This window comes from Microbulbifer rhizosphaerae (genome assembly GCF_014191725.1).
Taxonomy (GTDB): Bacteria; Pseudomonadota; Gammaproteobacteria; order Pseudomonadales; family Cellvibrionaceae; genus Microbulbifer; species Microbulbifer rhizosphaerae.
On sequence record NZ_JACHWZ010000026.1, the window covers coordinates 1 to 24,405 of the forward strand.

The 24,405-nt window shown below is 45.5% G+C and carries 20 protein-coding genes and 1 pseudogene; all 21 read right to left on the reverse strand.

Annotated features, from left to right (window positions below; genetic code table 11):
- Positions 1-278: 278 nt before the first annotated feature.
- The 21 genes and pseudogenes from FHS09_RS19660 to FHS09_RS19760 all read right to left on the reverse strand — a co-directional run bounded on the left by FHS09_RS19660 (position 279) and on the right by FHS09_RS19760 (position 24,265).
- Entirely contained in the window at positions 279-1,358 is a 1,080-nt protein-coding gene (locus FHS09_RS19660) for a polysaccharide pyruvyl transferase family protein (protein ID WP_183463117.1), read from the reverse strand.
- Between the two features lie 151 nt (positions 1,359-1,509).
- Positions 1,510-1,935 (reverse strand): annotated as a pseudogene (locus FHS09_RS23305) (transposase).
- A 108-nt stretch (positions 1,936-2,043) separates the two neighbouring features.
- A complete protein-coding gene (locus FHS09_RS19670) occupies positions 2,044-2,799 on the reverse strand; it encodes a glycosyltransferase (protein ID WP_183463121.1) in 756 nt (251 codons plus the stop codon).
- 55 nt (positions 2,800-2,854) lie between these two features.
- Positions 2,855-3,841 (reverse strand): GDP-L-fucose synthase, encoded by a 987-nt coding sequence (gene fcl / locus FHS09_RS19675; RefSeq protein WP_183463123.1) that lies wholly within the window; start codon positions 3,839-3,841, stop codon positions 2,855-2,857.
- Positions 3,842-4,960 carry a GDP-mannose 4,6-dehydratase gene (gene gmd / locus FHS09_RS19680; protein WP_183463124.1) on the reverse strand — a complete coding sequence of 373 codons (1,119 nt, stop codon included), beginning with the start codon at positions 4,958-4,960 and terminating at the stop codon, positions 3,842-3,844.
- 107 nt (positions 4,961-5,067) lie between these two features.
- Positions 5,068-6,207, reverse strand: coding sequence for a glycosyltransferase (locus FHS09_RS19685; protein WP_183463126.1), 1,140 nt, complete (start codon positions 6,205-6,207; stop codon positions 5,068-5,070).
- Between the two features lie 77 nt (positions 6,208-6,284).
- The gene (locus tag FHS09_RS19690; RefSeq protein WP_183463128.1) at positions 6,285-7,154 is read right to left on the reverse strand and encodes a glycosyltransferase family 2 protein; all 870 of its coding nucleotides are present in this window, start codon (positions 7,152-7,154) and stop codon (positions 6,285-6,287) included.
- Positions 7,155-7,257: 103 nt separating this feature from the next.
- Positions 7,258-9,588, reverse strand: coding sequence for an alginate lyase family protein (locus FHS09_RS19695; protein ID WP_183463130.1), 2,331 nt, complete (start codon positions 9,586-9,588; stop codon positions 7,258-7,260).
- Complete coding sequence (locus tag FHS09_RS19700) at positions 9,557-11,326, reverse strand: hypothetical protein (protein WP_183463132.1); 1,770 nt, start codon at positions 11,324-11,326, stop codon at positions 9,557-9,559. The genes FHS09_RS19695 and FHS09_RS19700 overlap by 32 nt, the downstream gene beginning before the upstream one ends.
- 191 nt (positions 11,327-11,517) lie before the next feature.
- Positions 11,518-12,597, reverse strand: a complete 1,080-nt coding sequence (gene pseI, locus FHS09_RS19705) for a pseudaminic acid synthase (RefSeq protein ID WP_183463134.1) — start codon at positions 12,595-12,597, stop codon at positions 11,518-11,520.
- Between the two features lie 5 nt (positions 12,598-12,602).
- Complete coding sequence (gene pseH / locus FHS09_RS19710; protein ID WP_221192147.1) at positions 12,603-13,115, reverse strand: UDP-4-amino-4,6-dideoxy-N-acetyl-beta-L-altrosamine N-acetyltransferase; 513 nt, start codon at positions 13,113-13,115, stop codon at positions 12,603-12,605.
- Positions 13,112-14,230 carry a UDP-2,4-diacetamido-2,4,6-trideoxy-beta-L-altropyranose hydrolase gene (gene pseG / locus FHS09_RS19715; RefSeq protein WP_183463136.1) on the reverse strand — a complete coding sequence of 373 codons (1,119 nt, stop codon included), beginning with the start codon at positions 14,228-14,230 and terminating at the stop codon, positions 13,112-13,114. The genes pseH and pseG overlap by 4 nt, the downstream gene beginning before the upstream one ends.
- Before the next feature lie 4 nt (positions 14,231-14,234).
- A complete protein-coding gene (gene pseF / locus FHS09_RS19720; RefSeq protein WP_183463138.1) occupies positions 14,235-14,933 on the reverse strand; it encodes a pseudaminic acid cytidylyltransferase in 699 nt (232 codons plus the stop codon).
- Positions 14,930-16,090 (reverse strand): UDP-4-amino-4,6-dideoxy-N-acetyl-beta-L-altrosamine transaminase, encoded by a 1,161-nt coding sequence (pseC, locus tag FHS09_RS19725; RefSeq protein WP_183463140.1) that lies wholly within the window; start codon positions 16,088-16,090, stop codon positions 14,930-14,932. Before pseC ends, pseF begins: the two co-directional genes overlap by 4 nt.
- On the reverse strand, positions 16,091-17,089 hold the full coding sequence (gene pseB, locus FHS09_RS19730) for a UDP-N-acetylglucosamine 4,6-dehydratase (inverting) (protein WP_183463142.1): 999 nt from the start codon (positions 17,087-17,089) through the stop codon (positions 16,091-16,093).
- Positions 17,090-17,121: 32 nt separating this feature from the next.
- Positions 17,122-19,917, reverse strand: a complete 2,796-nt coding sequence (locus tag FHS09_RS19735; protein WP_183463145.1) for a hypothetical protein — start codon at positions 19,915-19,917, stop codon at positions 17,122-17,124.
- A 53-nt stretch (positions 19,918-19,970) separates the two neighbouring features.
- A complete protein-coding gene (locus FHS09_RS19740) occupies positions 19,971-20,891 on the reverse strand; it encodes a hypothetical protein (protein WP_183463147.1) in 921 nt (306 codons plus the stop codon).
- A 51-nt stretch (positions 20,892-20,942) separates the two neighbouring features.
- Positions 20,943-22,112: a nucleotide sugar dehydrogenase gene (locus FHS09_RS19745; RefSeq protein ID WP_183463149.1), complete on the reverse strand. Its 1,170-nt coding sequence runs from the start codon at positions 22,110-22,112 to the stop codon at positions 20,943-20,945.
- Between the two features lie 192 nt (positions 22,113-22,304).
- Complete coding sequence (gene rfaH / locus FHS09_RS19750; protein ID WP_183463151.1) at positions 22,305-22,799, reverse strand: transcription/translation regulatory transformer protein RfaH; 495 nt, start codon at positions 22,797-22,799, stop codon at positions 22,305-22,307.
- A complete protein-coding gene (locus tag FHS09_RS19755) occupies positions 22,796-23,197 on the reverse strand; it encodes a MarR family EPS-associated transcriptional regulator (RefSeq protein ID WP_246395158.1) in 402 nt (133 codons plus the stop codon). The genes rfaH and FHS09_RS19755 overlap by 4 nt, the downstream gene beginning before the upstream one ends.
- 201 nt (positions 23,198-23,398) lie before the next feature.
- Positions 23,399-24,265 (reverse strand): NAD(+) kinase, encoded by an 867-nt coding sequence (locus FHS09_RS19760; protein ID WP_183463153.1) that lies wholly within the window; start codon positions 24,263-24,265, stop codon positions 23,399-23,401.
- Positions 24,266-24,405 lie beyond the last annotated feature (140 nt).

The following is a 24,405-nucleotide window of genomic DNA, read 5'->3' on the forward strand; positions in this document are numbered from 1 at the left end:
GCATGTTTCTGGTTAGGATTCATACAGGCTGGCCCTCCGTGGTTGGTGTTTTGTTTAGGCGCAATTAGCCTATCACGGAACCAGCCTTCTTTTATAAATCTCTAAAATTCCTCTTATCTTTCAATTAGTTACGCTTAAGTCAGCGCCATTCAGGTCAGTTGCTTGTAGTGCTTCATTATCTATCTCTTGCCAGAGAAAAAGCGCGAAGCCTACCGGCAACTGTCCAATTTTTCTAGTCCTCTCAAGATATGCACTTACAAGTTGAATCTGGGACCTGATTAGGATATGTCGCGCTTGAACAAATCTTTCCCTTCGTTATTTATCGTTCGCAGAGTTTTTAGATTATTCTCTGAGAAATTCCGAATCTCACTTTCAAGACCAAGGAAACGAGAGAACTCAAGCTCACTATCGATTTTGATCATTGATGTCAAAATATCCACAGGGGTCGTCGCGGCCTGATCAATTTTTTCCACCTTCATTGGCTTGTAATTGGGCACCGTTATCTTTCGAGAAATAGCGAGTCCATAATCACAACCCCGACCATCCTGCTCCAATAGATAGGATGGTTTCCGTCGCGACAGAGCTGAAACATGCCCGTGCACACGATAGCCTACATGCAAGTTGTATTCATCGTACACATCGAGTCCATTTTTGCTATCCAAATATATTTCGCGAATCCCTATTCCCATATCAGAAGCAAGCTTCTTGGTAAGGTCATTGATTCCGTGCAGCAAGAGATCCACTTGGGCATCTGGAAAAATGTCGCAAATTCTGGCTAGCATATAAAGAAATGAATTTTGATACTTATCTGCATAATGCGGATCGGAAATAGCTATTTTTTTAACTGTCCCAACTTTCTGGAAAGCTCTCTTTTCAAATCGACTGTCGACAAAAGCAATATCACCAGCTGGCGACGCATTTGTAATTCCAATGTCCTCACAAACGGCTTGTGTTAGCAAGCCTCGTGTTGTAAAGAAACTAGACTTACTGGCTAGCTCTCTTAAGATATTCTGGTCACCTTCATCAAACGCTTTACGCAGTAGTAGGCGTGAGGATGAAACATTTAAGGATGTGCCAGCTGAGAGAATTCCATAGGGAATACCGGATTCAATGATTTGCGGAAGAAATCTATAGGTCGCGGATAAATTTTTTCGAATCGCCAGGCAAGCAAAAATAATAAAGTCTGAATCCTCAATCTGGGGCTGCACCTTGGCCCAGTTCTCGGCACGGAAGATGATATTAATTTTAGCTCTACTGCCGTACAATTTCTTAACGGCCTCAACGGTGGCCTTGGTTATCAAGTGGTCCCCGATATTTAGTTTTCCACGTCTAAAAGTTGAAATAACAGTTATCTTCATATTCTTGCTCAGGCTGTTCAGACTTATACCTCACCATATCCTTGCGCTACTTGCGTTTAGGAGCCTCTGATTAACTCGCCGTTCTTCGCCAGCGAACCCACGTTTTCTATGTCTGAAACCCGTCAATCCATGGATTTCAGACACACAGCCCCTAGGCAGGCAGGTATTTTCTCCCGATAAGTAAGTTGGCAAAGCCTGCCTGTAGGAACAAGCGCTCCGTATTCTTTGTCAAACCCCGGTAACGTATCTTGCTGTAGCCAAAGACGCGCTTTATGTAGCGGAACGGATGCTCAAACTTCGATCGAATCTGCGCTTTGATTTTTTCCACGGCGCGAGCGGCATCCTTCCACGGAAGGTTCCTTAGCTTGCTGGGGTTCATCGCTATGTGCCGTTCCACTTCTCTGTCCTATAGCTCCTCGCGGTTTTCTACACCGGTATACCCTGTATCTCCCCAAACACGGGACTCCCCACCGTATAAAACTCGTTCCGTACCGGTAATGTCATTTGCATTGGCGGCGGTTATATCCACGCTATAGATGAGTCCGAGTATGCATCGGTACCAATATGCATTATCCATTCCGACAGATTCCAATCTTCTGCGATCATGGTCCTCACCATCGACCTAGCAGTACGCTTCCAGATGAAATTCTCCGTTTTAGTAATCGCTAAGACTATAAGCTCATGCCTACTCAACTCTTGTATACTCCAATAGCTTGAATGGAACTTTGAGTAGCACTATCAAGATATTTGTATAGATACCGTTTTCTCTGCAAGCTCGAACTACTTCTAAATTTTGATGAAGACGCCACCAGATTCCTTTTGAACTAATCCCACCTTCACGCATTCTTATAATGTACCTAGGAAGTCGAGAATGACTAATTCCTGCCTGCCATAGAAACCTTGCAACCAATTCAAAATCAGCGGCTACACGATATCCCATCTTGTAGAGTCCAAATTTCTCGTAACAGTATTTTCTAACGAAAAAAGTCGGGTGCGGAACCATCCATCCCCACTTAAGCTTTGACACACTAAATTTTTCAGAACTATAGTAACGGACTCTCTTATTCAAGTTATTCCGATCGACAATCAAAAGATCAGAAAAAACCGAATCAGCCCCTGATGCCTCAAACTCACTCGCCACATCAGTAATTACCTGATTATCTGTATAAACGTCATCGGAATTCAGGATTCCAACAATATCGCCCGTCGCTACCGTAATACCCTTATTCATCGCATCGTAGATGCCACTATCTGGTTCTGAGATAATAGTCGTTATCCGATGCCTGTACTCTTCAACGATCTTTATAGTTCCGTCTGTAGAGCCACCGTCCACAATGATGTATTCGATATGCGGGTAATTCTGGCCAAGTACCGATTCAATTGTGTCTCTAATGGTATCAGCGCTATTAAAACTCACAGTAACAATACTAATGTTTTTCACGGTATATTCTGGTTCAATAGACCCCGGTCACACAAATGATAAGCTTGTAACTTCACTACTCCCTCCTATCGCCTAGGGTTTCAGCCCGATCGAGATTATTCAGATACCATCGGTAAGTATCTCGTAAGCCATCTTCCAGAGAAATCGAAGCCTTCCAGCCAAGCTGTCTCACTCTAGACACGTCAAGCAACTTCCTCGGAGCACCATCCGGTTTGCTGGCGTCAAACACCAATCTGCCATTATACCCAACAACGCGAGCTATCAACTCGGCCAGCTCCTGTATCGTGCAATCGACGCCTGTTCCAACATTGATATGTGATAGCATCGGATCTGTACAAGCTTTATAAGCCTCCCTTTTAAGCTCCATAATATGTAAACAGGCCGCTGCCATGTCATCCACATGAAGAAACTCGCGCATGGGTTTTCCTGTTCCCCAAATTACAACCTCGGGCGCTCTACTCTTCTTCGCCTCATGGAGGCGATGGATTAACGCCGGCACCACATGAGAATTTTCTGGATGAAAATTGTCGTTCGGGCCGTACAAATTTGTGGGCATTACACTGCGGTAATCACGTCTATACTGCCGTGCGTAGGATTCGCAAAGCTTAATACCAGCAATCTTGGCAATCGCGTAGGGCTCGTTCGTCGGTTCAAGCCTGCCTTGCAACAGAGCTTGCTCAGGAATTGGTAGTGGCGCACATCGGGGATAAATACACGATGACCCCAAAAAAAGCAGCTGCTGAACGTTTGTCAGATGTGCTGCGTGAATGATATTGCATTCTATAATCAGATTTTGGTAAATAAACTCGGCCGGATAATTGTTGTTCGCCTGAATGCCACCCACTTTTGCTGCAGCCAGATACACCGCGTCAATGGCTTCATCGGAAAAAAAAGCTTCAACATCGGCTTGGTTAGCGAGATTAAGTTCCGCACGTGTCCGCGTGAGAATTTTTTTGTAACCCGCGGACCGCAAGCTCTGCACGATCGCCGACCCAACCATACCCTTGTGACCAGCAACAAATATACACTGCTCTTTGTGCACCTAGCTCTCCTGCCTACCTGGAACAGTGTACCCGTTGCGCTTCAGTAAGACATGCCGTTTGGCCTGATCCAGATCATAGGCTACCATTTCCGCAACCATTTCCTGTACAGTTGTTTTTGGTTCCCAGCCCAATCTTTCCTTTGCTCGGCTGGGATCACCCAACAAGGTCTCGACCTCCGCCGGTCGGAAGTATCGCGGGTCTACCCGAATAACGACGTCCCGCACCTTTACTCCTGGTGCTTTATTACCGCGAATAGCTTGGACAACTCCGTGCTCTTCGAGCCCTTTTCCTATAAAGTTAAGTTCAATGCCAAGTTCAGCGGCAGCCATTTGCACGAACTCACGTACTGAATACTGGATACCGGTTGCAATTACGAAGTCTTCCGGTTGATCCTGCTGGAGCATAAGCCATTGCATTTCCACATAATCGCGTGCATGGCCCCAGTCTCGAAGTGCATCCATGTTTCCAAGATAGAGACAGCGCTCCAAGCCTTGGGCGATATTCGCCAAACCACGTGTGATTTTTCTGGTAACGAAAGTTTCACCTCGCCGCGGTGACTCATGATTGAAAAGAATGCCATTGCAGGCATAAATCCCATAGGCCTCACGAAAATTCACTGTTATCCAGTAGGCGTAGAGTTTTGCTACCGCATAAGGAGAGCGAGGATAAAAAGGTGTAGTCTCGTTTTGTGGTGTCTCTTGAACCAAGCCGTACAATTCCGATGAGGAGGCCTGATAAAAGCGCGTTTTTTTATCCATACCCAGCAATCGGATAGCTTCCAGCAACCGCAAGGTGCCCAATGCATCCACATCTGCAGTATATTCAGGCGACTCAAAGCTCACAGCTACGTGAGACTGTGCTGCAAGATTATAAACTTCATCCGGCTGCACTTCCTGGAGAATACGTGTCAAGTTCGAGCTATCAGTGAGATCTCCATAATGGAGAAAAAAACAACGCCCTGACTCGTGAGGATCTTGATAAAGATGATCCACTCGCTCTGTATTAAATGACGACGCACGGCGTTTGATACCGTGAACCTCATATCCTCGCGCAAGTAAATACTCAGCGAGGTAAGAGCCGTCCTGCCCTGTAATACCTGTAATCAAAGCTTTTCGCAATTTATCTCCCGCCTTCAGAGTTCAAAGAATTTAAATTATATGATATACTCGCACTTATTTCTATAATCCGGAAAATAAAGTGAGAGCATTCAAATCGACGCACCATATTACCGCATCATTGCCAAATATTGGTTTAACCACTCTTCAATATCAGGATATGATTTAAATTGATTAAATGATTCTAAACTTTTCTGTCTATAGTGCTGCTTATTTTTTGACAATCCAACTATTTTTTGCGCGCAGGCAAGGACGCTGTCCTCTTGATAATAGGTTCCAGATTCACCAACAATTGAGTGTGCATACCCCAATGAAGGAACAACTATAGGCAACGCAAACCGCATGGCTTCGATCAGCGGATTACCGAAAGTTTCTGATCTCGATGAGAATAAGAACAAACCAGCCTTTTTATAGTGTTCAATAAGTTTTTCTTGCTCCAGTTCACCAACATTTATAATTGAAACATTACTATCCGATAATTCACCAATAAATAGTTTGGCCTCACTAATTTCAGGATTAACTGTCACCGTTATCGTATGCATTATTCCAATTTTATTTAAGTGGCGAGAAAGCTCTAGCAGAAACTGGTGATTCTTATGAGGATAAAATCGGCTCACATATAACAGATTAACTGACTTATTCATAGACTCCAGTCTATTTGCTATTAGCTGGTCTATGGGCTCAATGAAGACTTTATTCAATTTCGCACTGATTGGATTAGGAATAATTTGAAATTTATGCTGCTGATCGGACCATTTTCTTATGGCAAGAGAATGCATATATCCACTTTGAACAATAGCATTGTGAACATTATGTAATGAAGCACGGAAAGCGATTCGCTTTAGTGTTTCAATAATTTTATCTGCAAGACTCAACCTGGAAAATATCAAATCATCGACTATATATGGATGGTGTAGCAAAACAATTTTTTTCACTCTCACAGGCGAAAATAGAAAATTTCCGAAAGCTAATATTTTTTTTATTTTGCATTTAGAACACAAATATGGAATTAATATAATCTCAAGATAAATCCTAAAAGAAATTTTTAAAAAAACATTATTAAATATAGGCAATTTCAGCAATTTTATTCTATGCGATTGTTTTAAAGCGGAATATTCATCTATATTCGGAACTATGATCAAGCAATTAAAATTCCATTTCTCTGAGTTCAAAATTTCTCGAATAAGATTTAAAGATATATTCTTTGGCCCTGCGGCAATTTGATTGTAAAGATTGATCAAAATCGACATCGGTTATACTCGAAACACTGAATAGATAGTACATTTCTGACGCAGCTAAACGACTATGAATATAGATTTCTTTACATTTAGCGCAATGGTTTTCCGTCAAGACTTAACCGAATAATTTCAAAAATCATTAATAACTTAATAGGCCAGAATACTGAGACAGCCAGGAGAACCTCTAAAAACGATTTGCCATCAGTAATTAAGACTTTTGCAAATCTCAATGGTGGAACAAAATACCACAATATAAAATTGAGCAATTTTTTCTCATCCTTCGCCCGAAGAAAACCGCCGCCTGTAACTCTTCTGGATTTAATAATCAAGTCGCTCAACGAAACCCGTGCTGGATGCAGCACAACTACATCCTTGGAAAAAAGCAAAGCAATATTAGCATCTGTTGCACGTTCATTCCATTCAACATCTCCACCGGATAGCAAACTGGCATTGAACCTGCCTACTTGGTCAAATATTGACTTCTTAACAAAAAGATTTGCTGTCACAGAGACGCCATTCAGCACATTGTACTTTTGGTTAAAGGCAGTAATTGATTCAAATTTCCATGACAGCCAAGAGGTTCCGGGGGCTCTAAAAATGCTAACTGGGCCAGTTACCCGCTCGACACCGCTATCAGATTGAAACTTTTTAATTGCATTCCTCAGCCAATCTTTATCCGGAATACAGTCTGAATCAGTAAAAGCAATAATATCGCCTTTTGCAACGGACAATCCAGTATTTCTGGCCGAATACGATCCAGGTCTTGACTCAGAGATGATTTTTATATTTTCAGACAAATCCAATTCCGGAAGTTCATCACTCGTATTATTATTCACAATAATAATTTCATATAGCTCTGGCGGGTAACTCTGGAGCTGAAGTGCTTTAATACAATACTTTAACCTATCCCAATCTTGATAGGTTGGGACGATTATAGTTACTCGCAATAAATCAATCATAATTCAAGTTGGATTAAAGTTATACATTGAAACACTTCTAACACCGAATACTAATATTGTAAGAATTTACTTTCCTCTATCACGAAATTTGATAGGTTACTTTTCACAAGGCTACCGATTCCTGTTTTCTGCTATCACTCTTGCTAGCACAAACTTCAGGAAAATTATAATTCCAAAAAGGCCTTATGCCGTCATGAGGGAAAAATAGTGGTTTGATTTGTGAGAGATCCGAGGCCTGAACATTAAAACTATTATCAGACATTCCGTATTTACTCCGATAAATGTAGTAAATCGGTGAAAAACGTTCACTGTCAAACTCATCAATCTGCTTATAAGGCCAAGGCTTACCCACATGCCCAAGAAGCCATTCCATAGCCTTTCTTATACACTGACCATCAGGCCCCTCAAACCCCCAGAGATCCTCCCCTACAGATTCCGCCAGCTGTGCGAGGTGTATCCATCCCTGCAAGTTGAAGCAGCAGTAATGTGCAGTGGTGGCCCGCTCCATTTCCCGTGGTTGGCGACCTATAGAATCAAACTGTTCAATGATGCGGAAACGGGAATCACAAAGAGTTTCCCGCAACAATTGTTGTTTACCAAGAAAAGTACAGATCGATGCTACTTGCAGGTCGTAGTAGGTACCATGGTTATTGAGCGCTGCACGTTCACCACGCCCTTGTTCACTACTTCGTAACCAGTATAAGTAGCGGTCAAGCCATAATTTAAACTCTTCGTATTCCGCATGCGAAAGCAAGTTTCCTTCCCATAATAACCGCACAGCATCCAGAAAGTAGTACAGATCCTTCATTTCAATAATGCCAGGACTGGCGCCAAGATTATTGTTATGCCCACGCCGTACCTGAGCATACTTTAGGTGCGGATTCATCATAGTCTCTGGGTTTAAGAACCAGTGACGGACTAGCTTTGCCGCGTGCTTCCCATAGCATTCCTCACCCAATCCACGGCACGCCAACATAAGAATGTAAGTATCATCGAATAAATGCTGTAGCCGTGTTCGATCATAATTCTCACTCAGCGGTTCATACATCCTCGTGCCAGGGACTCTTCTTCCATCGCGTCGCACATAAGGTAAGCCCGGTATTCGCGAGGGGTTAGGCCAATAGTAAGGCGCCGGATGCCAATAATCATGTGGGTTGCCGCTAGGCGCCAGGGTTTGTTTGTCCACTACGGAGTAGGGCCCACGGTCGAGAGCTTCGTCCGCGGCATTGCGAAGCTGCATCAACATTGGAGCGGCGACTTTCCCAGAATCCCGGCCATTGATAAAAACAGGCTCTTCAGGATTCAAGCGTGATTTGAAAGCGCATTCGTCAAGCTGGCCCAGGAATCCGGCGATAGCTTCCATACGAGCCTCACCGCGCCCTACCCATGCTTGTTGATCATTTTGCTTTTCCAACTTTGCCTGACCTGAGAACAATCGAGCCACCCAACCTGCCTCCGCGAATTGCCCTGCTTCTTTTGCATAGTCTGGACAGGGCAGATCCCAAGGGTCAACAGGCCAGTATTCCCACTTTCCAGGAATTCCCAGTCGCCAGAACAATTCTACTTTCGGTCTGCGACCGTAAAAATATTCTGGATCAAACTCCAATTTAGAATCACATCGAAACAATAGCTGCGGCTCTTCCGTAGCGGGTGGCTGGAAACCGGTTTGTAAAAGTTTTCGATTATCGATCACTCTCGCCATAGGCGTAAAGTAATAGGGAATTTCCGGGCGCGAAACAACTGCTGACCTTATACTCTCCCATGCCTCAGTCGTTACAAAACAATTTCCATCCCAGGGCAATATCCATTTTGCTCGTCTGCGGCCATCGCGCAGTGCAATATTCCGCGCTCCGTTATTATGCATCACATAGTTATTCTTATGTCGGTAAAGCCGCATCTGGATCTGGTTTTGACGAGATGGTTCCAGTAAAGAAAACAGCTTCGAGTGAGGAGAATATCGTGGAGGTACACCCCAGATATCCCAAGGCTGACATCTATAGGCTTCCCAGTCAAATGGAATGCAAAGATAAGGCATTCCAAAATTTTCCAAAAGTTGGATAATTTCCTTTTCTTCCTCTAGATCAACAATACGGTTAACGATAAATCGCTTTTCGCAATCTTGCAGCTCAGGTTCATTGGTCAGTATAAAAACCAAGTTTTCTCTTGACTGTCCCTTTTTGTGCCGAGGCACTAAATCGTTACCAATAATACGATATAGCACGAAAGTATCTGGTTTGTAAATACAGTCATTTACCAAACTCGAGTTTTGGTCGGCTAAATTCGCATCAAAAGAAGTATGTTTCTTTCGATATTTCGGATAAATCACATGGACGTTATGGCCGATGCGCATTTTCCTAAGCTTTTGTCTTAAATAGAGTGCCCCAGGTATAATCGCTGTGATACTACGCAGTTTCGGCAAGAGAATATTCTTCATTAATAACCGGGCTTTTCAGTATAGTTGAAATATTTTTTAACGCAGCTTTATATTTTTGTCTTATTATCAAATTTTCAAGTTGAGACACTTGTGAGGCGAGTCGGATATGTTCAATTCCGAATTCTCCGGGAATATCTGAACGCGCCTGTTTGATATTCTGTAGCATTTGTATGACATCTTCGTCATTCACTTTGGTCGGAAGCTTTACTCCAATCGGCTCCAATGTCCACCTTCCCCAATTCATTACCAGATATCCTTCTTTTTCCGAAGACATAACAACATTCGCTGGTTGGAAATCTGGATTATGAATGTACATTGGAAGGTTCTTTACGATTTTTCTGATCCGCGGTAGTTCCTCTATAAACTTCGCCAGCAATTCAATTTCCACGCATGAATCTGCAGCAAGTTCTATCCGTTTAACCAGATCAACTGTCACTCGCTGATGTAGCAATGGGTGAGAAGCAGTATAGGCGATAACCAAATTTTTCGGAGGTGCACAAGACCAATGCTTCTGAAGGATCAGGTGATCCGCGGCCTTCCACTTGCTTTTGGGAATGTCCACTCCCTTACCAAAATCCAACATCTGACATGGAAATCCTTCCTCCTCAAAAGTGGCTATTAATTCCGGCGCCAGTAAGTCGCTCCTAGCGACTTTATCAAATAAGAATCTTTCATTCGCCAAGAAATGACGCCATCTTGACCCGAACACTTGTAACTGAAGACAGTCTGAGCCATTCGTAAATTTCTCACTTGTTCTAACAGAGAATATACTAATATCTCTTACTGAGGGATCTAACCATTTTATCGTAATAGACTCACTATCAGAAACAAAAGAGGAAATTCTCCGCGAAATCCACTGCTCCCTGAATCCCTTACAAAGTAACCGCTTTAACGAGACAAAATCGCGAATTTCTTTATTTCTAACTTGAACATGCCGGAATACCAGGGGATCAATGCGATCCTTGGCCATTACCAACCTAACGCAGTCACTGACAATTGAGGACAATGCATTAAGAATGTGGCGAATCGCAATAATTGAAATAATAGCAATTAAGACATTGGAGCCTCCCAAAACCACAAAAGGCATCAGAATCACGAGGAAGCCGATTAAAAAATTAATAGTAATAAGTATATTTAAGTAACGTCCAAGGCCGTCCCTGACAAATTTTGCGAAGCCAGATATTACGATCTTGTCCAGTCCCTTAACGACCCAGGCAGACAATAGATACTCAGCGGCAATTAGTGCTAACAGTGTGACAAACAGCGATACGTTCAACAAGGCCAATGCTGACAACCCAATCATCGCGAATAGGGTATTTGACCAGATCCGGCAACATATCGCGTAATAGCTCTTTACCCTATCCTCCTGTCCAACAATAATATTGATCTCATTCGCCTCCGACATCGCTTCGCTTCCGCCAAGTGCAGCTAAACGTTCTGAAAGCGCATCCAATACCAAAACCAGTGCATAGAAAGCAAATGCTGCGATGGACAGGCCGATAATCCAACCCATCTTATCTGCCGGATCAATCAAGTGGCGAAAGTATCTCGGTACCCCTTCAGAGCTCGCCAGCAGTATTACCTTAAGGGGTAATACAAAGGCCAAAAGTCTGCAGATCCGCGCCACTACTGCCGCAAAGATCACAACTAAAGAGATTCCCGGCCGCACCTGCCAGAAAGAACCGAAAACCTTATTGAACCAAGTGAAAAAAAATCCTGTTTGCTGGAAAAGGTTCATACATCAACTCTTTTTTAACGCCTTTCAGTCTCTCCGGAAATGCAAGGCAAATAATTTTGTCTAGCTTCGGGATCCGCATGTGTAACTGAATCGAGGCTGCTATAACCTCGAATCGCATTGAGTAGCTGGTACTAAGACTAAATCAACACTGATAACAGTAACCATCGTAAATAGATATTGGTGGGTCGAAATCATACAATGTTGTCAGTTCTTTTCAAATCGACGGAGTCCGGAGTAACTGGCGTATTCGCGGCAACAGCGCACAGCACCTTCTTGCCTATCACTTCAGAGTAAAACTTTGGGGACACACCATAACCGGGCCTAATACTCCGAATGGCGTCTTTCGTAATTATATCCCCTGCTTGCAGGGGCTTCACAAAATACAGCGATCTCCGAAATTGCACATTATCCTGCTCGCTGGATTTACGACCGTAGTCCACAAGACCAAGCGCTCTCCAGGCAGTACTGCTATCTCGGCATAGCGCTTTGAGACCGTCAGGTTCAAGAGAGAAACTGTCATCCGGACCTCCACCGCTCCTATCCAGAGTAAAATGCTTTTCAATAATTGATGCACCTAAAGCTATACTGGTAATAGCTGTTGTATTGTCGAGAGTGTGATCAGACAAGCCGGTTACCAAGCCATATCGCTGTTTCATATCAAGTATGGTGCGCAGATTGTAATCCTCCGCCGGGGCCGGGTAACCACTGACGCAGTGGAGAATCGCCAATTGCTTGCATCCACCTTCGTGGGCGGCCGTAATCGCCTCTTCGATTTCATCGGCGTCGGCCATGCCTGTGGAGATAATCATTGGTTTACCGGTACTGGCCGCATATTTAATCAAAGGTAAATCAACAGCCTCGAAAGAGGCAATTTTGTATGCCGGTGCATTCAGGTCTTCTAGCAGGTCAACCGCAGTACTGTCAAATGGCGAGCTAAAGATAGTGATGCCAATCTGACGCGCATAGTCAAATAGCGGCTTATGCCACTCCCAGGGCATGTGCGCTTCTTCATAAAGCTCATATAATGTACGCCCATCCCAAAGCCCACCGCGAATCCTGAAATCCTCCGAGTCGCAATCAACCGTAATAGTGTCCGGGCGATAGGTCTGTAGCTTGACCGCATCAGCGCCGGCTGCCTTGGCTTCTTTGACAATGCTCAGGGCCGTCTCCAGTTTTCCATTATGGTTTGCCGATAGCTCTGCGATGATGTAAGGCGACGCGTCAATAGCGATGCGACGACCAGCGATAGTAATACTTGGATGATTCGACATATCTTTTATCCTTCTTGAGATGGCTGCCATTCGTGCTTGAGTAGGCCGAAACACACCACTGAGTGATATTGTTCTCCATCGAAATACTGGTCTCGCAGAAGGCCCTCCTGTTGAAAACCCAGGCTTTGATGAAAATTGATTGATCGTGAATTGTAAGCCAGTGCCTGCCCACAAACCTTGTGAAACTTTAGTTCAAAAAATGCGTAATTCAGAGCTGCATAACCCATTTGACGCCCACTTCCTTTAGGCGCGGCAGGAGCTGCATAGAATCCCCAGTCAGCTACACCACCAGCACTCAACAGATTGAAATTAATGAATCCCTGGGACGCACCGTTCAGCTCAAATATTAATAAATGCCTTGACGAATTTTTTGAGCTGTTCTCAAACCAGCACCGATGCTCTTCGAGACTGATTTCATGCTGGGTATACATATAGCGACGAACATCGGGGTGGTTCCGCCACTCTAGAACCAGTTGCAGATCAGATTGGGTCATTCTACGAATAGAGTTATTATTCATGCGGCAAATAGCCTTTTCAGTAGCCCTGCAACTTGGACAACGCCTAGACCATCAGTTAACTGCGTAGCCATGCGTCCCATTTTCTCCAACCCATGCCCTATAAACAACTTAGACAGCAACACTGGAAGTTGCTCCCGGATATCGCTGACTTCACCAACCAGCTGTGCTCCCTGAGAACTTTGTAGAGCTCTGGCGCCGGGCCACTGGTTCTCTGCAAGCACAACCATCAGTGTAGGTACGCCTAGACAGCATCGCTCCCATGAAGTACTGCCGGCAGCACCAATCGCCAAGTCGCTGTCAGCCATACGCTGTGCCATATCACTAATATTGACTAATACTTTGGTACGCCAGGGCATCTCAGCTGCCAAGACGCTGACATCGTGAAGCCACGGAGACTGCCCTCCAATAACCGCTGTAATTTGGCAATCGGCAGGGAGCGAGCAATGTTTCAGGGCTTCAAGTACTTGCCCAGTGGCGTTGGGCTGATCCACCCCACCCATAGTGATCAGGATGTTGCGGGGGCGAGATTGCTTACGACGCTGCAGGCTGTATTCACGTAGCCCTGCGAACTCCGGTCGCAGCAGTGCGTATTTGGGGCCTACCAATACGCGGCAGTACTCAGGAATCAAACTGCCGTAGTCGGCAACCTCGCGCCCCAGATTCTGGTCTAGTAAGAGATCGCAGGCATGTGGCCGGTCGGCAAGGTCATCGACGACTAATAAATGTCGGTAGAGATGCTTAAGTGCAAGCTCCCACCGGGCATCAAGTCCATAGTGATCAGCGATCAACCAATCAGGCTGCAGCTCCTTAAGGATTGCTGAGCACACTTCAGCGTCCTGTTCCTGCGTGACCCCCAGCCAGTTGGCATGCGCCAGACTGTCTGGTATTACACTACTGTTTAAGATCAAGTCAGCTTCCACTGAGCCTTTGTAAGGTAAGGAATAAGTGGTGTAACCCTGACTGCGAATAAGCTCGATCAGATGGCCTGGATGTTCGCGGCAAATGAAATGGCAATCGGCACCCCGCACTGTCAACTCATTGGCCAGTGTCAGGCAGCGCATGACATGGCCACTACCTATCTGCAGTGAGGCATCCGCGCGGAATGCAATCTTCATCAGATTACCGCCCTTCTTGAGCTTGCATGGCTTTAAACATCCATTCAGCTCGCTTCCAGTCTTCGGCCGTATCAATGTCCTGTACCCGGTGGCGTGGCAGAAGCACAGGAGCGGAGCCCGTTGCAAAGATCACCTTGCCTTCCAGCCAGGCACTGGCATAGCCCCAATAGAACTGTCCAGCATCATGGTAGGCCTCTTCCAGATCCTGGGAGCGGGTATTGAAATGCTCGGACATGAACATTTCGACTCGCCCAGCTGATGTGATGCGGATGGCTCGCTGGATGGGCGATGCGTAGCTGGTTACGGGAAAGGCATAGTCGCAATCGAAGTCGGTGAGGGCCTCCAGGCCCCGCAGAATATCCTCAGCACGTACGAAGGGGGCCGTGGCATAGAGGCAACAGACCTGTTCGGGACTTTGCCCCTGACTCTTGAACCATTCGATCGCATGGCGGACAACTGGGATGGTACCTGTGTGGTCGTCCGATAACTCTGCGGGTCGTATGAAGGGCACCGTTGCACCATACTCACGAGCGACTTCGGCGATTTCGGCATCGTCCGTAGAAACGATGATTTGATCGAAACAGTCGCTTTCCAGAGCCACTTCGATCGACCATGCAATCATCGGTTTGCCACAGAATGACTTGATGTTCTTGCGCGGAATGCGTTTGCTGCCACCTCGGGCTGGTATGACGGCCAGTTTCATACATCGATCGCCTTGCGCAGAGCTGCAACGACGGTGTCTTGCTGCTCCTCACTCATGGTCTGGAACATCGGCAAGCTGATGGCTTCGCGATAGTAGCTTTCCGCTTGCGGGAAGTCCCCTGGTCTGAAGCCCATGCGCTGATAGTACGGCTGGGTGTGCACTGGAATGTAGTGCAGATTAACCCCAATATCCAGCTGGCGCAGGGATTCGAAGACCTGGCGGTGACTAACTTGCAGCTTCTTCAACTCCAGTCGGATTACATAAAGGTGAAAGCCAGAATAGCTGTCCGGATGTTGCCAGGGAGTGGCAATGGGTAGCCCCGCCAGCAAATCGTTGTAGCGATCAGCCAATTGGTGACGGCGCGCGACGTACTGATCCAAGCGATCCATCTGGCTGACGCCTAATGCGGCTTGCAGTTCTGTCATTCGATAGTTGAAGCCGAGGTCGACTTGCTGGTAGTACCAGGGGCCCTCCGCCTCGTGAGTCATCAGCGCCTGGTCGCGGGTAATGCCATGGCTGCGCAACAGGGCCATTTTGTTGGCCAGTTCGGTACTGTTGGTCAATGCCATGCCACCTTCCGCAGTGGTGATGATCTTCACAGGATGGAAACTGAATACTGTGATATCGCTATAGCGGCAGCTGCCAATGAACTCGCCGCGATACTTTCCCCCAATCGCGTGGGAGGCATCCTCGATAACCTTGAAGCCATAGCGCTGAGCCAGTTTATGGATAGCTTGCATGTCGCAAGGCTGACCGCACAGGTGGACTGCAACTACAACTTTTGGCAAGCATCCCTCTCGATCGGCCTGCTTCAGTTTATGCGCCAGGGCAATCGGACAGAGGTTGTAAGTGCGTGGATCTATATCCACGAAGTCGATCTCTGCGCCGCAGTAAAGCCCACAGTTCGCGGAAGCCACGAAGGTAATCGGACTGGTCCAGAGTCGATCTCCCGCTCTCAGGCCTAGCGCCAGGCAGGCTATATGCAGTGCCGAGGTGGCACTGTTGACCGCCAGCGCGTGTTCGGCACCAACATGGCTGGCAACAGTCCGCTCAAAACGGGGCACCATCGGCCCCTGTGTTAGAAAGTCAGACTTCAGTACCGACACTACAGTATCAATATCGGTCTGAGTTATATCTTGGCGACCATATGGAATCATTTAGATGCTTCCTATCTTGCCTCTATTAATGTCAATCCAGGCCCCCAGCTCATCTTCACTCATCCAATCGGAGTTATTATCACTGGAATAAATAAACCCTTCAGAAACTTTCTTCCCATCTTTTATACGATTAACATCTTGGTCCCAGTCATGTATTGCCGGCAGAATTTTATAATGCTCCGGATACTCATAAGTATAAAATGAGTCCTCAGTTCCAATCATCTGCTCGTGCAATTTTTCCCCGGGACGTATCCCAATTACTTCTTGCTTTGCATCTGGAGCAATCGTTTGAGCCACGTCAGTAACTTTCATTGAAGGGATTTTTTTGACATAAATTTCACCACCCTCCATATCTTCGAAAGCATGCCAAACCAGTTCTACCCCCTGCTCTAAAGAAATCATAAAACGGGTCATACGAGGGTCTGTAATTGGTAGAACTCCTGTCCCCCTTATTGACATAAAGAAAGGAATTACCGAACCACGAGAGCCCATAACGTTACCATAACGCACTACAGAAAAACGCGTATTATGAGAACCGGCATAGGAGTTCCCAGCCACAAACAATTTATCAGACGTTAACTTTGTAGCGCCATACAAGTTAACCGGGCTGCTAGCTTTGTCAGTGGACAGGGCAACTACCTTCTTCACACCTTTGTCAATGCAGGCATCAATCAGGTTCATCGCACCCATTACGTTAGTTTTGACGCATTCAAATGGGTTGTACTCTGCCGTAGGCACTATTTTGGTAGCTGCAGCGTGCACCACATAATCTACACCGTCAAGGGCTCGATAAATGCGATCGCGATCACGAACATCACCAATAAAAAAACGAACCCGAGGATCAGTTTGAAATTTTTTCGCCATTTCCCATTGTTTCATCTCATCACGAGAAAAAATAATCACGCGATTAGGGTTATAACGCTCAAGAAGCATTGGAATAAATGTATGCCCAAATGAACCTGTTCCTCCAGTGACTAGAATAGAAGAATTATTAAACACAATATTTTACTCCATACATGTAAGATTATTTATCAACGTAAAGAATGAATCCCGGCATTCAGAAGTTCATCCATTACGCTACCCAAATCCAAGCCTACAGCATCTTTCTGTTTTGCTGCATCCATGAATGCTTTTCCAGAAACCCCAGCACCCACCAACACAAGATCCCCCGCCTCGGCGATCTCTAATATTTCATCATACACATCTTTATAAATATAAGGTAAAGGCTTATCACATGTAATATACCTTTCATTTAGTTGAGTCTTGTTATGAGTGGGAATATTAATAAGATGAAAATTAAAGCTTTCTCCAAAGGCTTTCTTCAGGCACTCTGAACTACCACTTGATATCACAATCAATTTCTTAGCAAATTTGCAGAGATACCGGATATTTTCGATTTTATTGAAAATTGCTATATTTGCCTTATCATCAGTATATAAGGCGCGACCCTGGTCGACGACTTGGATACCTTGAAGCACAGATAAAAGACCGCGCCCTTGAATGCTATTCTCAAGCGAAACAGATCTATCGGAATGATCTCTAAGAAAACGATAAACGCTTGGAATACCTAAAACATCAGCGTTTTTTACAGCATCCACTGTATTTAAAATCAGTTGTGCTCTAATATCCAAAGGGATTTCCCTCCCCCACCAGTGCCGCTCCCTGTTGCAAGCATCACTCTCCGTGAAGTGTTGACTAAAATCCTGGAAAATGTATCCCTCACCGTCACTAAGCCTAATAAATGAGAAACCTGTTCGTGAAATCAACCTGTTTTTAATTAGTCCGATAAACTTCTTTTCTTGATGTAAATTTCGTTTAACATCAATTAAAACTGCTCTATCCCTAATGGCTGCATATGACGCTATGACAGTACTTTTGTACTCTTTCACAATTGGAGTATGAGCTTGCAAGAATGCTTGCTCGACAACTTGATAATCAGAATATTCGAGCCTTCCATTGCTTTTCAGTAGGCATTGGACTGAAACTTTTAATCGCTCCAAGGGAGTTAAATGCGCATTGCGGTAATCGAAATATTTTAACAGAAACCCGCGATCTTCCGGAAAAGATTGCACATAACGAACAAAAGCAATACGCCTATTAATGCTCGATGTGGCAACTGAAAACCGCCTGGAATTTTCCAAAAAATGGTTCAGATCTTCTGCCTTAGAGTAACGCAGCAATACTTCAAAAATCTTTGATTCAACCCACGATAAAGCACTATATTCACTAGAATAGCTTTTTGAAAATTCAATTAAACTTTTAATATTTTCTTGTGTTGGCCTATAACCTGTCCATTCAATTTTTTTAGTTATTAACCAAAAATCCAATACAGATTTACATATTTCTGGACTTGCTCTACCATAAAGTACATTCAGCCTGATATCACGCTTATCAAAATAGGCGTTTAACTGCCGTATCATCCAAGAGTCGCTACCATATACGCACCCCTTGCTTCTTACGAGGGATAAAAATGAATTAGTAAAATAAAATAAGTCTCTACAAAAGTAGAATTCCCTGGAAACTTCATTATCCAACTCATCCACAAGCTGGCTAGAAAACAGCATATTGCGGAGAAATAAACCTTCCCTCTCTTTTTCTATACTGTTAAACGCAGTATCTAGATTTGGTAAATAATCTCCAAGATTAACTAGCCAGCCCTCGAACTCCTCTCCCTTAGACCAAAATTTTTCTCTGCAAGTATTAATACTGAACCTGTCCGCTAAACCCTTTTCGACAAATCCATAATAATCATCGGAAATACTATCCAGGCTAAAATCTTGATAAACTAAATTCCCGCAGGCTAACAGCTCAATCACAACTGACGAGTTTCCACATATTGCAATATGAGGGTGATTCGGGATTTCATTGATCAGATCTACATTAAGCGCTGTAAGTATATTTCGCTTGCCAAATGCCGGGTGCGGCTTAACTTTAATGTCAGTTAGATAACCATTGTTCCTTAGCCTAGAAAGTAACACTTTCAACTTTTCCGGCAATAGCACACTGCTTGGATAAATAACAACCGAGGGAGAGGGGCTATTTCGCAAGCCTTGACGGCTTGCCTTAATTTTATCTGTAGTCAAACCATCGCTAATACGACTTAGGCATATGCTACTCCCCGTCAAAGGGCCGATTTCTCGATACAAATTTCTTGATGCTTGATTCCTGAATATGGAAAAATCAAAATCATTTCGCGGGAAAATTGCTGTTACTTCCGCATGCTGTACGTATAAAGTTTTTAAACCATAAAATCTCGCAGCCATAGTGTAAGCGACAGTCGTTGGAGAGTGATCATTTGCGACCACAAAAAGCTTTGCTTTAGTATTCCTCAGGGCAGCCAGAGCCCCAAAAAACGTCCGACTGTAATTCAGTGTTTGATGCAGAAGGGATTTTGTGACGACGCCTCTTGAAGAAAAAAAGTGACCGATAATTTCCAATACGCTCTTGCAAAATTGTTCAGGCTGCAGTGATACCCTTTCACTTAAACAGTCACTCACGTTCAGCACGGCCCCACGATAGCCATTGCGAATAAGGAGGTCAGATAAAAAAGCAAATTCTTTTCTATTGTTATGCGTTGACCCGTAAGCCAAAATTCCGGGCTCAGAACTTACTTTATAGGCAGAAACCTTATTCTCTGAGAGTCTTCTAGCAAACAAACGACAGGCATCTTCCTGACAAATCTTCCCATCACTTTTTTCAATATTTTTATAGAAATCTTTATTTAATCTCTCCCCAAGAATTAGATCGTATTCAGGATTACCATCTACGACACTCGAAACCTTAACCAAACCTAATTCAAACAAATAAATTAGATGATTATCAATCACACAGCCTCCAAAGAAACGTAAATGTTACGCACTTCACTATATGAAATAGCGTATCAATTCCATCTAAATTTTTTAGCATTTCTCTGCTTAGCCCAAGCTGTTCGAAGTGATCTTATTAAGAACCTAGCGGGTGCAGTGATTTTCCAGATAATGCTATTTTGAGGCCGAATTAGTTTGATTAATAATGCATAGATTGCATCTAACGCTCGCTTGAAATACCCATCGATCTTTCTGATCAATCTACTGCCGCCCGTGCCTTTCACGGATATTTGTCGCTTAGTTTCGATTTGCTGATAAAGCTTTTCAAGCTCTACTTGTGTCTGATGCAATTGCCATAGAATGAGCTCATTTTTTTCTTCCTCAGATTTTAAAGCGGTTTTATTTTGCAGCTCGATTTCATCCTTGGCTAATAACTGCTGGTGCAACATGGCAATATCTAATCTAGGGGCCGCCAGGGTACCTTCGCTGAGCAGAAAAGAGCAAGCCTTCAGTTCAGCCAATATATTATCAATTGCTGGAGTTTGAACAACAAGCTGGCAGGCCAATAGTTGATATAAGGCTGGAGTTTCAACTGGAGTACTTAGTTCAGGCACCTCGCTCTCAACTGTTAGGTTCAGGCGTTTGCTGATTTCCTCAAGAGAGTTTTGCGGATACTGAAGTGCACCAACAATTTCCACAAGGATTGAGCAGTTGGAATAGCGCTTGTAAAAATTTAATAGATGCAAAGCGGTATCCTGCCATTGCTTCAAAGCGGCGATTGGGTGCTGTTCTTTATCAATGGCCTGTGTGATCACCACTTCTGGTCTTGTGTATAGCAGAAGATAACGACCATCAGTTGGCAGGGTGATAACGGCCTGTTCATCTTGATACCACCTTTCAGGATCGTTAGCTTGTGACTGCCAGCCAAGACATTCCAAGAGGGGGATAATATGTTGCCATTGGCTGCTGGGCATTGCACCGATGGTAAGGGTCATTCTGGCATAGCTCCTGAAGCGCTCAATTTAATTCCTAATTTTAAATAGGGGTTAGTCACTGCCGAACAGATCTCGCGAGTAAACTTTGTGCTCCACATCTTCAAGCTCTTCAACAAGGCGGTTGGCCAGGATGATGTCTGCCTGCTGTTTAAATACAAACAGGTCATTTATCACCGGAGAATGAAAAAACTCCTTCTGGTTTAGCGCGGGCTCATAGACAATGACGTTAATACCTTTAGCTTTAATACGTTTCATCACGCCTTGCATGGCGCTGGTACGAAAGTTGTCAGATCCAGCCTTCATAATCAGCCGGTATACTCCTACAGTTGTGGGGTCACGCTTGAGGACGGCCTCGGCAATAAAGTCTTTGCGCGTTGTGTTGGCATCGACAATAGCTTTGATCAAATTGTTAGGTACGTCGTTGTAGTTGGCCAGCAGTTGCTTGGTGTCTTTGGGCAGACAGTAACCACCATAACCGAACGAGGGGTTGTTGTAATGGCTGCCGATACGCGGGTCCAGTCCTACCCCGTCAATGATCTGCCGAGCATTCAGGCCGTGAGTCTCGGCGTATGTGTCAAGCTCGTTAAAGTAGGCAACTCGCATAGCCAGATAGGTGTTGGAGAACAGCTTGATTGCCTCGGCTTCTGTGCTATCGGTAAAGAGTGTCGGCACATCTTTTTTGATAGCGCCCTGCTGTAGAAGAGCGGCAAACTGTTCCGCCCGTTCTGAGCGCTCTCCAATAACAATGCGCGAGGGGTAGAGATTGTCGTGTAACGCTTTACCTTCACGCAGAAACTCAGGCGAGAAGATGATGTTTTGGATATTGAATTTTTCGCAGACTCCCTGGGTATAACCTACGGGCACGGTAGATTTAATAATCATTACCGCGTCGGGGTTGACCTCCAACACATCTCTGATGACAGCCTCTACGCTTTTGGTATCAAAGTAGTTCGTTTCCGGGTCATAATCTGTGGGCGTGGCGATAATCACGAACTGCGCCCCATCGTAAGCTTCAGCCTTGTTCAACGTAGCGCGGAAGTTCAGGTCGTGGTTTTGCAGAAAATCTTCAATCTCCACGTCGACGAAGGGCGAGTACTTGCGGTTTAGCATCTCGACCTTTTCCGGGACTATATCAAGGGCCGTAACTTCGTTGTGTTGAGCCAATAGTAGGGCGTTGGAAAGACCTACATAGCCGGTTCCTGCGATGGCTATTCTTTTCATGGTTATTGGGCATCTGAGGTGTTAGTTATTTTACCGTTCGGCAATACTATGTTCATGACTTCTTCAAGCCGTGTAGACACAGGTTTGTCCGATTGCGGATATTTAGGTACGCTACCGCCCTACCTTGTTTATGGCGGCATCACCAATGGGTCTCTGCTGTTGGCACGGCGCGCAGAGCTGATCCGCGCTCTTTTACCGGGTGCAGCTAATGGCGCCCAGCGGGATCTCTATGGTCTGGTTGCGATTGAGCAGGTTGAGCAGCAGAATCACCCGCTCTTCGCCCTTGACGGCTTGGACGATGGCCTCCAGGTCTTTAAAGCAACCCTCAGTAATAAAGGCTGTATCGCCGGGCTTGTATAATTGGGCCGGCTCGATGCTATTGAGCTCGGCGCATCGCTCCTGTAGGCCTGTCACTATGCCTTCCGGCACCGGGCAGGGCTGGCCATTGAAGCTGACGACCCTCGCAACCCCGCGGGTGGAACGGATGACACGCCAGTTGCTGTCTTCGTTAAGCTGTATAAACAGATAGTGCGGGAACATTGGCTCCGTAACCCACCGCAACGTGCCTGCACGTTTGCGCCGAACCCGGTGAGTGGGCAAGAAGCATTCAAACTGTTGGTTGCGCAGGTTAAGTTCGGCCCGGTATGCGGCCTGGGGTTTGCACTGGACGAGGTACCACTTAGTCATTGGAGGAGTTTCTCGCCTTGCGTTGTATGCTCTTCCTCTATTACTTCTTGGCGTAGAGCTTCGATTTCCTGCTGCAGGACTTGGTGCTCCTCCAACTTGCGGTTGAGGAAGCGCACAGTAACTTTGGCTTTATCTTCGATACCTTTGGGCGTGAGAAGGTAGACGTAAGCCTGCTTGTTGTGGCTATTCTTGAAGTTATTGACTTTGATCATACCAATGTCGATCAGAGCTTTGAGACAGTAGTTGACTTTGCCCAGGCTAATGCCGAGTTCGCGCGCGAGCTCGCGCTGGCTGAGGCAGGGATTATCGGCCAGTAGTTTCAGAACTTTGTAGCGGTATTCGTCAGTAAGCATCAGGCCAAGTACTGCTTTTTTGTGTGGTGGCGGTGAGCCAAACATACATCCTCGCGCATGCTTTCCTATCACATTACGCGTCAGCACTTTAGTTAACCGAGAGCGGCTCAAATATAGCTTAAGCACTGCGTTCATCGAGTGAACGGATGGTAAGGGATTTCCATGGCAAGCTCAAGCAACATATCCAATGGTTAAAATGTAGCCAAGGCTTTCATCGGCATGCTCAACCTCCCGACACCTTTAGTGCTAACTGGTCCAACCCAGCTTTGAGCGACACGTTTCATAAAAATTATGCTCTATCGGATGAATCAGCGTCATTCGATGAGGCTTTTTATGAATACGAATTGTATCGCCAGGTTCTGTGGCAATCTGATCATGTCCATCACAAGTTACATGTGGACTGGCGATATTGTATTCACCTATAACGATTTTGAACTCGCTGCTTCCCTCTACCACTATCGGCCGGCTACTCAGGGTATGAGGATTCAGTGGTACTAACACTATGGCGTCCAATTTGGGGTGCATGATAGGGCCACCGCCGGAAAGGGCATAAGCAGTGGAGCCAGTTGGAGTGGAGATAACCAAGCCATCGGAGCGCTGGGTGTAGACGAATTGCCCATCTATATAGAGATCGAACTCCACCATGCGAATTTCGCTGGAGTGCAGCACCACGTCGTTGAGTGCGGAACCACTGCCGATGGGTTTACCCTCACGGGTTACAGACATATCCAGTAAGAAACGACTTTCCGCCATGTACTTACCGGCCAGCACCTCGCCTACTTTTTGCTCAATTTTGTCAGGGGTAATATCAGTCAGGAATCCCAGGCGGCCACGGTTGATGCCTAGTAGAGGGACGCTGAATTTGGCCAAGGCGCGAGCTGCGGCAAGAAGGCTGCCGTCGCCTCCAACCACGATGACCAGATCGCAAAGTTCGCCCAACTTTTCCTTAGGAGAGACGCGGGCACTGTGGCCAGGAACCGCGGTGGCGGTTTCTTCCTCGAGGACTATGGCATAGTCCTCCCGCTCCAGAAATGCCATCAGGCGCTTGAGCGAGAGGACGGCACTGTCGCTTTCTGTACGGCCGATCAGGCCAATATTCTGGAATTCCGACACCGCTCCCCCATGGTGCCCGAATCCGGGCCCTTGCGATTTGTTCCTTGGCCCAGCACGCTACATCTGTATATTTTTTGCGCACTGGCGGGAAGATTTTTCCCGAATTTTCAGTGACAGGCGATTATGCCTGAGCTTGTTTT

Excerpts from the sequence above, each read along its gene's own strand:
- pseF (WP_183463138.1), bottom strand. The coding sequence starts at position 14,933 with ATGAAACTGGCCGTCATACCAGCCCGAGGTGGCAGCAAACGCATTCCG.
- FHS09_RS19695 (WP_183463130.1), bottom strand. The coding sequence starts at position 9,588 with ATGAAGAATATTCTCTTGCCGAAACTGCGTAGTATCACAGCGATTATA.
- pseH (WP_221192147.1), bottom strand. The coding sequence starts at position 13,115 with ATGAATAATAACTCTATTCGTAGAATGACCCAATCTGATCTGCAACTG.
- FHS09_RS19690 (WP_183463128.1), bottom strand. The coding sequence starts at position 7,154 with ATGATTGATTTATTGCGAGTAACTATAATCGTCCCAACCTATCAAGAT.
- FHS09_RS19745 (WP_183463149.1), bottom strand. The coding sequence starts at position 22,112 with ATGAAAAGAATAGCCATCGCAGGAACCGGCTATGTAGGTCTTTCCAAC.
- pseG (WP_183463136.1), bottom strand. The coding sequence starts at position 14,230 with ATGAAGATTGCATTCCGCGCGGATGCCTCACTGCAGATAGGTAGTGGC.
- FHS09_RS19740 (WP_183463147.1), bottom strand. The coding sequence starts at position 20,891 with ATGACCCTTACCATCGGTGCAATGCCCAGCAGCCAATGGCAACATATT.
- FHS09_RS19685 (WP_183463126.1), bottom strand. The coding sequence starts at position 6,207 with ATGTCGATTTTGATCAATCTTTACAATCAAATTGCCGCAGGGCCAAAG.
- FHS09_RS19660 (WP_183463117.1), bottom strand. The coding sequence starts at position 1,358 with ATGAAGATAACTGTTATTTCAACTTTTAGACGTGGAAAACTAAATATC.
- FHS09_RS19700 (WP_183463132.1), bottom strand. The coding sequence starts at position 11,326 with ATGAACCTTTTCCAGCAAACAGGATTTTTTTTCACTTGGTTCAATAAG.
- pseI (WP_183463134.1), bottom strand. The coding sequence starts at position 12,597 with ATGTCGAATCATCCAAGTATTACTATCGCTGGTCGTCGCATCGCTATT.
- rfaH (WP_183463151.1), bottom strand. The coding sequence starts at position 22,799 with ATGACTAAGTGGTACCTCGTCCAGTGCAAACCCCAGGCCGCATACCGG.
- FHS09_RS19755 (WP_246395158.1), bottom strand. The coding sequence starts at position 23,197 with ATGTTTGGCTCACCGCCACCACACAAAAAAGCAGTACTTGGCCTGATG.
- pseC (WP_183463140.1), bottom strand. The coding sequence starts at position 16,090 with ATGATTCCATATGGTCGCCAAGATATAACTCAGACCGATATTGATACT.